Here is a 929-nt window from a genome sequence, read left to right as displayed (position 1 = left end):
TGGTGCCTGCCGCCGCCCGGCGCATTCCCGCGCCGCTGCGCATCCCGCTGCTGCACCTGCTGGGCGTGGGCCGCATCGACTCGCTGTACCGGGCCATGCCGCAGGGCGGAACGCCGCTGGACTTCGCCCGCCTGGCCCTGGACGTGCTGGGCGTGTCCGTGCGGGCGGAGGCCGAGGGCTTCGAGGGCGTGCCCGCCACCGGTCCCCTGATCATGGTGGCCAACCATCCCTTCGGCGCGCTGGAAGGGCTGGTGCTGGCCAAGGCCCTGCTGCCGGTGCGGCCCGACCTGCGCTTTCTGGCCAACTACATGCTGGCGGCGGTGCCGGAACTGCGCGAGCTGATCTTTTCCGTGGATCCCTTCGGCGGCGACGGGGCGCAGCGCCGCAACATGGCGGGCCTGCGCCAGGCCATCCGCCACGTGGGCGAGGGCGGCGCGCTGGTGGTGTTTCCCTCCGGCACGGTATCGCACCTGCAACCCTCGCGGCGCGAGATCACCGACCCCACGTGGCAGTCCACGGTGGGGCGGCTGGTGCGCCGCACCGGGGCCGACGCCCTGCCGCTGTACTTTCACGGGCGCAATTCCATGCTCTTCAACCTGATGGGCCTGCTGCACCCCGCAGCGCGCACGGCCCTGCTGCCCAAGGAACTGCTGCGCAAGCGCAACACCACGGTCACCCTCAGCGTGGGGCGGCCCGTGGCCGCCGCCACCCTGAACGAACTGCCCGACGACGAGGCGCGCACCGCCTACCTGCGCATGCGCTGCTACGCCCTGAGACCCAAGCCGCGCCGGGTGCTTTCGCTGCCGCTGGCCCTGCCCATGTCGAAGAAGGGGCGCGCGGTGCCCGGCGCCACGGAGGCGGACACCGCTTCCGGCGGCCCTGCCAGCCCGGTAGGCCAGATCGGATCAGCCGGGCAGGCCGGGCAGGTC

General features: G+C 73.2%; 1 protein-coding gene. It reads left to right on the top strand.

Translation table 11 applies throughout. From position 1 onward, the window contains the following. The coding region (locus FVW20_RS16925) for a lysophospholipid acyltransferase family protein (RefSeq protein ID WP_231039201.1) at nt 1-929 on the top strand (929 nt) is incomplete at both ends.

Source organism: Nitratidesulfovibrio oxamicus (assembly GCF_015731765.1).
GTDB classification, from domain to species: Bacteria; Desulfobacterota; Desulfovibrionia; order Desulfovibrionales; family Desulfovibrionaceae; genus Cupidesulfovibrio; species Cupidesulfovibrio oxamicus.
This window is presented reverse-complemented; position numbering and strand designations above follow the sequence as displayed.